This is a genomic window from Streptococcus sp. GMD4S, from assembly GCF_000296955.1.
Genome location: NZ_AJRE01000448.1, coordinates 1 through 9,728, shown reverse-complemented (window position 1 = coordinate 9,728; position 9,728 = coordinate 1). Strand labels below are relative to the sequence as shown.

Below are 9,728 nucleotides of genomic sequence, written 5' to 3'. Positions count from 1 at the left end.
CCGTGTCCTGCTGAAAGAATAAAGCGATCGCGGTTGATCCAGTTTGGTTGAGCTGGATTGATACGAAGTTGCTTTGTAAAGAGGCTATAGGCCATAGGAGCAGCCCCCATAACCACCCCTGGGTGACCTGAGTTTGCTTTGTTGATGGCGTCAATACCTAGAAAACGAATTGCATTAACAGATAGATTTGACATAGAATTTCCTTTCTCTTTGAGGTGATTAATAAATCACACATCCTATTTTACTATTATATGAAAATTATCCGTATAGTGCAACATACGGATAACCTCCAGATAATAATTTACATCATTTGAACAGTTTTTATAGCAAAGCTTTGAATTGGATATTCGAATCTTGCTCGAAGCAATCATCAAATCCACGTGGGTGATGGTATTCTACTAGGTGCTGATCTTGAGGATAAGTGTACTTACCTCCTACTTCCCAGATAAATGGATGGAAGTTGTACTGCAAACGGTCTTTTCTCATCTTCCATAGTTCTAAAATTTCATTGGTTGAAGCCATAAAGTTTGACCAGATGTCATAGTGAACTGGGATAATGACTTTAGCACGCAGATTTTCTGCCATACGAAGAAGATCAATTGAAGTCATCTTGTCTTGGATACCAACTGGGTTTTCACCATAGTTGTTCAAAGCAACATCAATCTTAAAGTCTTTTCCGTGTTTCGCAAAGTAGTTTGAGAAGTGAGAGTCTGCACCGTGATAAATAGTACCACCTGGTGTTTCAAAAATATAGTTAACAGCTTTTTGAGCCATCTCTTCATCAGTAACAGTCAAACCTGCCAATTCTCCACCTGTTTCATCAGCACCGTTGACTGGCAAAGTTACCAAGCAAGTACGGTCAAAAGATTCCACAGCATGAATCTTCATGTCTTTGAGTTCAATGGTGTCACCTGGTTTAACTACAATAATGCGTTCTTTTGGCACTCCCCAGCCTTCCCAGATAAGTCCGCAATGGTAAGGTCCGATGAATTTAACATGTTCCAATTTTGGATTATTCAAAATAGCTGCGGCTGTATAAGGATCAATATGATCGCTATGGAAGTGGGAAACCAAGTAGTAGTCTAACTCATTGATTGCAAATGGGTCAATGACCATCGGTTGAACACGCAAGTTTGGTTGCAATTTACGTACACCTGCCATGTTAGCCATTTGGTGCCCACGGACCATATCTTTAACTTTTTTAGTAGATTTTCCGCGATTTGACCAAAGGTCCATCACAACGTTAGCACCACCAGGTGTCTTAATCCAAGTTCCACAGTTGCCTAGCCACCACATAGCAAAATTGCCTTCAGGAACGACTTCTTCTTCAATTTCTTCGTTGAGCCATGTTCCCCATTCTGGGAAAGTCGCTAGAATCCATGATTCTCTTGTAATTTCTTTTACGTTTGGCATTATGACATCCTCCATTTTTTGTTCAAGTTTTCATTTCATACTTAGTATAACACCCGCCCGAAAATTAAAAAAGACCAAGAAAAACACAGGTTTGTGTTCATCATTGGACTGTCATGTTATAACTCTTCAAAAAAGGACTGGATAAGTAATTCTTGATTTATCAGACTTTGAATCTCCTGCTGCAGTTTCGTTGCGGCACGCTTATCCGGTATATAAGTTGAAATAATGGTTGATAAATTTTCGCTGAAACTTCTGCCGTCTTTTCGAAAAACCTTGTTTTTCAGATAATCAACTATACGCAAGATATCCTCTGCCTCCAAGATAGGATTGACCTTTAAGACAGGGAAGCGACTCTCTAGTTCATCATTTGTTGTAATCACCAAATCCACCAAGGCAATATCCTCAACACTTTTAAACTGTTCTGTTGTGAAAACTGCCCCGATTTGTTCGTTGGGAAGATAGAAACGACATTGTTTGAGCAACAGTTTAGAAACCCCTACTCCTTCGTCACAAACCAGATAAATTTTTTTGGTGGCATTCTGCGAGGATGGAGTGTATTTCAAAAATCCACCAACGTGAATCGTCAGATAAGCAATCTCATCGTCCGTCAAGCGTACAAGCCAGGCTTCCTCCAAAATCTCGGCACATTTTTTGGTGATGATAAAGAGCTCGCTGTACTTGGAACGGATTTGCTTAGTAAGAGGATTTTTAGAAAAGATGCCATAGGTCTTTCTAAACAACAAAGCCTTACAGTGAATCAGCAGGTTACGTAACAAGTCTTCCTTGTTTTCGATTTCCATCTTGGTTTGTGATTCAAAATGCCAAATAAATTCCTCTAAAGTGACTTTCAGCTGGTGAAAGTCTTCGCTTTCCGCATGGACGTCTCTATCCTTTCTATAGGATAAAAGGAGAATGGCCAACAGAGAAATTTCGAGTTCCGATAAAGAAATTTCAAATGTCTCAAAAAGGCGCTCACTCAGCCTTTCAGATACTCTGTACTCTATTCTCTTACGAATCAAGGAAAAATCTTGATCAATATCCTGATGCTTTTCTTGATGACGCGTGATATTATCACAACTTAAAAGCAGATAAGGAAGCACTCGCAACATAAAGGTCACTTCATGATGATTTATTTTTTTCCCTAAATCCTGTTCAACCAGAGGGACTTGCTCCTTGAGAAATTGATGCATTTGTCTAGACAAAAGCAACTCTCCTTGGAATCTATCCTTTATCTTATCTTCAAGAATGGTAACAAAAGCTCCATTTCCTTCCATAAAGATATGGTATAAGAGCGATTGAAGATGCTGAATTTTATTTAAGGGGTGGGCGCTAAGATAATAACCTTGTGATTTACTTACTTGCAGGGTTACCTGATACTGTTCTAGGCTTAACTGGTAACGGATGGTATTGAGATCATTCAAAACGGTGTTCCGCGAAACTTCTGTTAATTCCATCAGTTTTTCGACAGTGATGCGTTCTTTGGAAATTCCAATCCAAAATAACATCATCTGCATGCGTTCTTCCCCGCTCATCACATATTCGTAGGAGTCAACTTCGGATAAAAGTTGCTGACAAGCAAGTCTCTGCTCCTCCGTTAAGTAGATACCAATACGAGGAAGGCTAACAAGGTGGTGTTCAGGATTGCCCAATGCATCATTAATTTTATCAACGTGATAATAGACCTTTCTCCTTGATTGACCCAAATCTTTGGAAATGGTCATAATCGTTTTGGGAGATTCTTGATCCAGGAGGTACATCAATAGCTCACAACTCGTTTTATCTAATACCATCTTATCCTCCTATTATTCGGGACCAATCAATCAAACAGTCTCCCTATCATAGCACTTTAATAAAAATATTTCAATGATAATATTTATCATTGGGCTCGTTTGCTTTTCAGGTTTATTGCAAAAGCGAGGCCTAGATACCTCCAAGCCTCTTTTCAATTGCCCGTTTTTTATTTTTGACCATAGTAGGCATTTGGTCCATGCTTTCTTTGGTAATGTTTTTCCAATATGTGCTGTGGTGCAGGTTCAACTCTTGGATTGATTTGCTCTGTGAAACGGTTCATCTTGGAAACTTCTTCGAGAACCACTGAATGGTAAACTGCATTTTCAGGGTTCTTGCCCCATGTGAATGGACCGTGGTTGCGAACGACAATCCCTGGTACTTCAACCGGATTGAGACCGCGACGTTCAAATTCTTCCAGAATGACCAAACCTGTATCCTTTTCATACGCTACTTCAACTTCATCCTGAGTCAAGCTACGAGCACAAGGAATTGGTCCATAAAAATAGTCGGCATGTGTAGTCCCATAAAATGGAATATCACGTCCCGCCTGTGCCCAACCCACTGCTTCTGTCGAGTGAGTATGAACCACACTACCAATGGTAGGCCAAGCTTTATATAATTCCACGTGAGTTGGTAGGTCGGAAGATGGTCTCAAATCACCTTCAAGTACCTTCCCATCCAAATCTGTCACCACCATGTTTTCAGGAGTCAATTTATCATAATCTACTCCCGATGGCTTGATAACAATCACGCCTAGCTCACGATTCACTTCTGAGACATTGCCCCATGTGAATTTAACCAAGCCGTGTTTAGGAAGAGATTGATTAGCTTCGCAGACACGCTTTCTCATATCATTGATTACTTGATTCATCTTACATCAAACCCGCTTTCTTTATTAATGGGTAGAGGAAATCTTGTGCTTCTTTGATAGCCACTTTGGTTTCTTCTACTGTTTCACAGTTTTCAGACCACATCTCGATTAGGAAAGGACCATTATAGTTGGTCTTTTTCAAAATATCAAAAGCTGCTTCCCAGTTGACGCAGCCAGTTCCAAAAGGAACATCTCGGAATTGTCCTTTTGAAGTTTCGGTCACGGGATAGGTATCCTTGAGGTGGAGGGCTGCAAGGGCATGGTGCCCGATATAAAATTCACTGTAAACGTCATTATGCCAAGCTGAGACATTACCAATATCTGGATAAACAAAAAGATAAGGTGAATCAATCTCTTTTTCAACAGCCAAGTACTTTTCAATGCTATTAATAAAAGGATCATCCATAATTTCAATAGCTAAGATGACCTGAGCTTCCTCCGCCCAGACACAAGCTTGTCTGAGGTTTTTGATGAAACGTTCACGTGTTTGAGGGGACTTTTCCTCATAATAAACGTCATAACCAGCTAACTGAATCGTACGAACTCCCAAATCCTGAGCTAGTTCGATACATTTTTTCATCAGTTCCAGCGATTTTTCTTCTAGAACTGGATCGTTTGAACCCATTGGATAGCGACGATGACCTGAAAAACAGATGGACGGAATTCGGATTCCTGTTTCATAGATGGCTTTCACGATTTCCAATCGTTCTTCCTTGCTCCAATCAAGACGAGCCAAACGTTCATCACGCTCGTCAATCGACATTTCAACAAAGTCGAAGCTCAATTCTTTTGCAAAATTCAAGCGTTCCAACCAAGTAAAATGCTTGGGTGTAGCTTTTTCATAGATTCCAATTGGACGTGCCATAAATTACCCCCAAATTCGTTTGATTTCGTCCTTAAAGGCACGTGCTGCGCCTGCTGGATCTGCTGCCTCGGTAATTCCGCGACCTGCGATAAAGGTAAAGACATCCACTCCTTCAAAGAGTTTGAGTGTGTCCACATCCAGTCCTCCCGTAACAGACACACGGAAGCCCATATCAATCAATTTTTTGACCTTGTTTAGATCTTTTTCGCCCCAAGTTTCCCCAGCAAGCAGGGCATCACGAGATTGGTGATAGATTGCTTGGGAAATTCCCGCATCAAGCCAGAGTTGAGCCTGTTCAAAAGTCCAGTCTCCATAAAGTTCGATTTGGATTTCACCTCTATCTCCACGTTCAGCTGTGATGGCTTTAAGAGCAGCTTCCATAGTCGGAATGGTTGCACAGCAGATACAAGTCATCCAGTCCGCTCCACGTACAGCATTATTCTTGGCAACCGTTCCACCAGCATCCGCACACTTGGTGTCTGCAACGATGATCTTATCTGGGAAAAGGCTACGCAAGACTTCTACTAATTCGCTCCCTACTTGAAGTAGGCAAACAGTACCAGCTTCGATGATATCCACTTCATGACCAACAGCTACAGCAGCCTTAATGGCGCCTTGCAAATCTGAATGGTCTAGTGCAACTTGTAAATTTGGTATTCTTTTTGTCATCTTCCTACTCCTTTTTAGCTTTCCAAGTCCAAGCCTTCGAGGTATGGACTATTTTTTGATTCTTCAATCATATCCAAAACTTCTTCTTTGCTCTGGCATCCTTGTAAGCGGGCAATGGAATCTTCCAACTCAAACAAGGCAATAATTTGTGGAATCGCTACACTTGTATGAATCTTTGAGCTTGTCGCAGCCAAAGCTAGTAAGACGGATACTTCTTTTCCATCTGAAAAAACAACTGATTTTTGCAAGGTAATCAGTGAAAAAGCATCCCGCTGAACACCTGCCTCTGGCCTAGCATGGGGCATAGCCATCCCTGGCATTAAAATATAGTAGGGACCATATTCTTCTGTTGACTCAATAATCGCATCATAGTACTCTGGTAAAATTGCGCCACTTTCAATCAAGGGTTCCACCGCTAACTTAACTGCTTCTTTCCAATCAGCCGCCTCAAGTCCCAATCGAATTGAATTATTTTCAATCAAAGCCTGTTTTAAATTCATAGTTGCCTCCTTTATGTAAAGAGGGACTAGGACAGAACCCAGTCTTCACAGTTTCTGTCCAGCCCCCTCCAACCTTCTATAGTGCCTGACTGAGTTTTTCAGTGATTTCTTTATCATCCATCAAGTTGTCAAGCCCAATTAACTTCCCATTTGTTCTCCCTTCCAATTCTTGGATCAGGTGAAGAGAGGCGATAACGATATCATAGCCAGCTGCCAAACTTTTAGCTTCGCCGACACTGCATGAGTTTACTGTAAAGTCTGTTTGGTTTAGCTTGCGGAGCGCATTTTCCACCTTCATCTTGATAACCATTGATGAACCCATACCATTTCCACATGCTGCTAATACTTTAACCATTTTATTTCTCCTTTTCTAAATTCTAAGCTTCTTCTTGTACTTCGCCGTTATAGTATTTTTCTTTATCTTTAGCTTTGGCAAATTGAATTTGAGGAATGACAAGCAAGAAGAGGCAAACAAGCACATAACCAATAATACCAAGGTATTTGAAGATGTAGCCAAATCCAAGCCATGGGAATTCAAAGTCGATATTTCCATGGTAACCACCATAAGCCGCCAAGTCGAGAAGGGCTACGCAAAGAGCACCAAGGGCAACTTGAAGTACACCTGAGATAAAGGACAAGATAACTGCCGCTTTCCAACCACCACGTTTATCAGCGTAAACGGCGATAGCTGCATTATCAAAGAATACCGGTACAAATCCTGTGATGATAAGGATAGGATTTTTGAAGACGATGAGTAGAACGATTGTAATCAATTGACCAATCAAACCAAAGGCAAAACCTGACAAAACAGCGTTTGGAGAGCCAAATCCATAAGAAGCTGCAACGTCCACCGCTGGGAATGAACCTGGCAAAAGCTTACTTGAGATACCTTGGAAGGCATTTGTCAACTCAGATACGAACATGCGGACACCTTGCATCAAGATAAACAAGTAAACTGAGAAGGTGAAGGCTGTTTGGATAATATACATGAAGAAGTCTTGCTTAGCAGGATTGAACAAGGTTCCTGAAGTGATTACTTCTTTATTTGACATGATTTCTGGTCCCAAGATCAAGAGAATAGCACCAAAGAAGACCAGCATCAAGGTCGCAGAGGCAACTACTGTATCATGAAAGATAGAGAGGAATTTAGGCAATTTAATATTGTCTAGACTTTCTTCCTTCTTACCAAAACGTCCTGCGATTTTATCTACAAACCAAATAGCAAATTGTTGTTGGTGACCAATCGCAAAGCCACCCCCACCAGTCAAACGTTGAGTTGCTTCAACAGTCATGTTTGAGCTAATTGCCCAGTAAAGTCCACAGATAATTCCGATAGCCGCTGTACCGTAAGCATTGCGCAATTGTGGAACCAAGAAGAGAACCATAAGAGAAACAGTTGCTGCTTGTTGCACCATGATATGCCCTGTGATAAAGAGAGTTCTCACTTTGGTGAGTTTACGGAAAGCCACTAGCAGAATATTGACCCCGAAACCGATCAAAAGGGCTGTTGTTGCAGTTCCGACAAAATCAGGAAACTCAGCTGCAATTTTGTTATTTGCGGCTGCTAGTCCAAAGTAAGGGTCGATAACTGCCGCACCAATTTGAAATTTAAAGTTGAGCGCTGCCAAGATCGGACGGAAAGTGGTAACCAAGCCTCCCGCACCAACGTTCAGCAACATATAACCAACTGTCGCTTTTACAAATCCTGAAAAGACTTCATGAGCTGGCTTTTTCAAAAGCGCATACCCAATTAGTACCAAGAGACCCACGAAAAATGCGGGATTCTGCAAAATATTGCTAGAAAACCAATTTAGAACACTTGAAATGACTTCCATAACTGTTCTCCTTTATTTGAATTGTTTTTGTAACTTTATTATATATTTTGAAAACACAAACAAAAAGACCAAGAATTACACAGCGGACTGTTCACTCTTGGACTGAACGATTTATGATATTTTTGAGAAATTTTACTTCCTCGTCACCTCATAGTAAGGAAGTAGGCGAGTATAAGTTTCTTCTAATTTTTCTAAAATCTCTGCTAATGTTTGATTTTCAATAAAAGAAACATCCGACTTTACCAAAACTTTACGGATTTCCTGATTGCGTACCTTCTCGCGTAAAGTGCGACGGTTCTCCTCAGTAGCCTCCACCTTATGACTTTCCCCATTTGAGTAGACTAGATAATAAATTCCTTCTACCACTGGAAGTTCTAAAACCTTGGCTTGCTTGTCTAAAGTCTGTTCATCTTTCTTGCGCTCAATGAAGCTGACTTCTAAGGAAATCCCAAAATCTGAGGGTTTCCCATACAAACGCAGCGCCAACATGGGTTCTGTTACCTGCCCCTCTCTCTGTAGATAGGCCCAGAAATGCGGTCGCAAGCGCTGCGCTTGATTCATCCACTGACTAGTCTGTTGAAGTTGCCATTCTGGATGACTTGCTTGGAAGTCCTTGGCCAGATTTGTAAAAGCCTTACGAGCCTCCTGGCCTTTGTGGCGCAATTCCAGCATCTTCTCTCGCTCATCTCCAGACTTATCTGGATTACGATACTGGATCCCCGCGTAAGATAGATAGTTTCTGATGGTTTCCATCATCGGTCTTTTCTCCTTTTTTCTAGCAAAAAATCAGGTCAAGCCTGATTTTGTTTATTCTGTATCTACGACAACATAGCGATTTGGCTCATCACCCTCAGAATAACTGGTCACTCCATCCATGCGTGAAATAATGCGATGGATAATCTTGCGTTCGCTATTCGACATTGGATCTGTTTGCTGGCTACGACCTTCCTCCAAAACGCGATTCGCTAATTTTTGAGCGTAGGTTTGCAAGACTTCTGCACGGTGTTCAACATAATCATTGACGTTAATCGTAATGTAGAAAGTTCTTGAATAGCGATTATAAAGGTAATTTTGCGCCAATAGTTGAAGAGCTTTCAAGACTTTTCCGTGATAGCCGATAATACGGCCTGGTTCATTCGTGTCAATTTGAAGATTGATGGTGCGGCGATTGTAGTCACTTGAAATCGTCCCTTCAACATCCATATCATCTACAATGGTTTGAACGTAGTTAGCTACTTCAGTTGCCACTTGTTCGATGTCATAACTTGGTTCTACTTTCAAGCCTAAATCTTCCAAAGATTGGCTTGTTGCTTCCTGCGTTTCAGTTTCTTTTTCTGGAGCAGATTCCACTTCCTCGGCAGTATCCTCTGGTTCCAAATCATTTAAAATTGAAATATGACCTGTTTCTTCCAAAATCGTGCTGGCATGTTTTTCATTTTTCAGGATTTCAGCCTTGACCTCTTCAGAAACACCTTGACCTTCTTCTTCAATCTTCTTAATCGCTTCAACTACATGCCCCAAATCAACAGTTGCTTCACTTACTGTTTTCACGGGTTCATTTTTTTCATTGACTTCTTTTGGAACCCCTTTAATGGCCTGCTGATTGGCTTTGATCACTGTCGTTTCACTAATCGCTTCGATATCAACTTGAGCCGGCTTCTTACCAAACAAGCCTAAGAATCCTTTTTTCTCTTTTGAAACGACCTTGATGTGGGCCTTCATTCTTGGAATGTCTAATTCTTTCAATCCTTTTTGGATTGCTTCTTCAACCGTTGAACCTGTAA

The 9,728-nt window shown here is 41.1% G+C and carries 11 protein-coding genes; all 11 read right to left on the bottom strand.

Features of this window, described 5'->3' with window-relative positions; genetic code table 11:
* A partial coding sequence (locus GMD4S_RS11180; protein ID WP_000067879.1) for a hypothetical protein occupies window positions 1-194 on the bottom strand: 194 nt, incomplete at its 3' end.
* A 127-nt stretch (window positions 195-321) separates the two neighbouring features.
* A complete protein-coding gene (ulaG, locus tag GMD4S_RS11175; RefSeq protein WP_001134225.1) occupies window positions 322-1,413 on the bottom strand; it encodes an L-ascorbate 6-phosphate lactonase in 1,092 nt (363 codons plus the stop codon).
* Between the two features lie 116 nt (window positions 1,414-1,529).
* The gene (locus GMD4S_RS11170; protein WP_000242142.1) at window positions 1,530-3,203 is read right to left on the bottom strand and encodes a BglG family transcription antiterminator; all 1,674 of its coding nucleotides are present in this window, start codon (window positions 3,201-3,203) and stop codon (window positions 1,530-1,532) included.
* Window positions 3,204-3,370: 167 nt separating this feature from the next.
* A complete protein-coding gene (locus GMD4S_RS11165; protein WP_001077565.1) occupies window positions 3,371-4,075 on the bottom strand; it encodes an L-ribulose-5-phosphate 4-epimerase in 705 nt (234 codons plus the stop codon).
* A gap of 1 nt (window position 4,076) precedes the next feature.
* Window positions 4,077-4,940, bottom strand: a complete 864-nt coding sequence (locus GMD4S_RS11160) for an L-ribulose-5-phosphate 3-epimerase (RefSeq protein ID WP_000113588.1) — start codon at window positions 4,938-4,940, stop codon at window positions 4,077-4,079.
* Between the two features lie 3 nt (window positions 4,941-4,943).
* On the bottom strand, window positions 4,944-5,609 hold the full coding sequence (locus GMD4S_RS11155) for a 3-keto-L-gulonate-6-phosphate decarboxylase UlaD (RefSeq protein WP_000166723.1): 666 nt from the start codon (window positions 5,607-5,609) through the stop codon (window positions 4,944-4,946).
* A gap of 14 nt (window positions 5,610-5,623) precedes the next feature.
* Window positions 5,624-6,109 (bottom strand): PTS sugar transporter subunit IIA, encoded by a 486-nt coding sequence (locus GMD4S_RS11150; RefSeq protein ID WP_001049934.1) that lies wholly within the window; start codon window positions 6,107-6,109, stop codon window positions 5,624-5,626.
* A 76-nt stretch (window positions 6,110-6,185) separates the two neighbouring features.
* Window positions 6,186-6,464 (bottom strand): PTS sugar transporter subunit IIB, encoded by a 279-nt coding sequence (locus tag GMD4S_RS11145; RefSeq protein ID WP_000241470.1) that lies wholly within the window; start codon window positions 6,462-6,464, stop codon window positions 6,186-6,188.
* A gap of 22 nt (window positions 6,465-6,486) precedes the next feature.
* Window positions 6,487-7,944: a PTS ascorbate transporter subunit IIC gene (locus GMD4S_RS11140; protein ID WP_000452078.1), complete on the bottom strand. Its 1,458-nt coding sequence runs from the start codon at window positions 7,942-7,944 to the stop codon at window positions 6,487-6,489.
* A gap of 132 nt (window positions 7,945-8,076) precedes the next feature.
* Window positions 8,077-8,700 carry a hypothetical protein gene (locus GMD4S_RS11135; protein ID WP_000970732.1) on the bottom strand — a complete coding sequence of 208 codons (624 nt, stop codon included), beginning with the start codon at window positions 8,698-8,700 and terminating at the stop codon, window positions 8,077-8,079.
* Between the two features lie 51 nt (window positions 8,701-8,751).
* A partial coding sequence (gene jag / locus GMD4S_RS11130; protein ID WP_000316909.1) for an RNA-binding cell elongation regulator Jag/EloR occupies window positions 8,752-9,728 on the bottom strand: 977 nt, incomplete at its 5' end.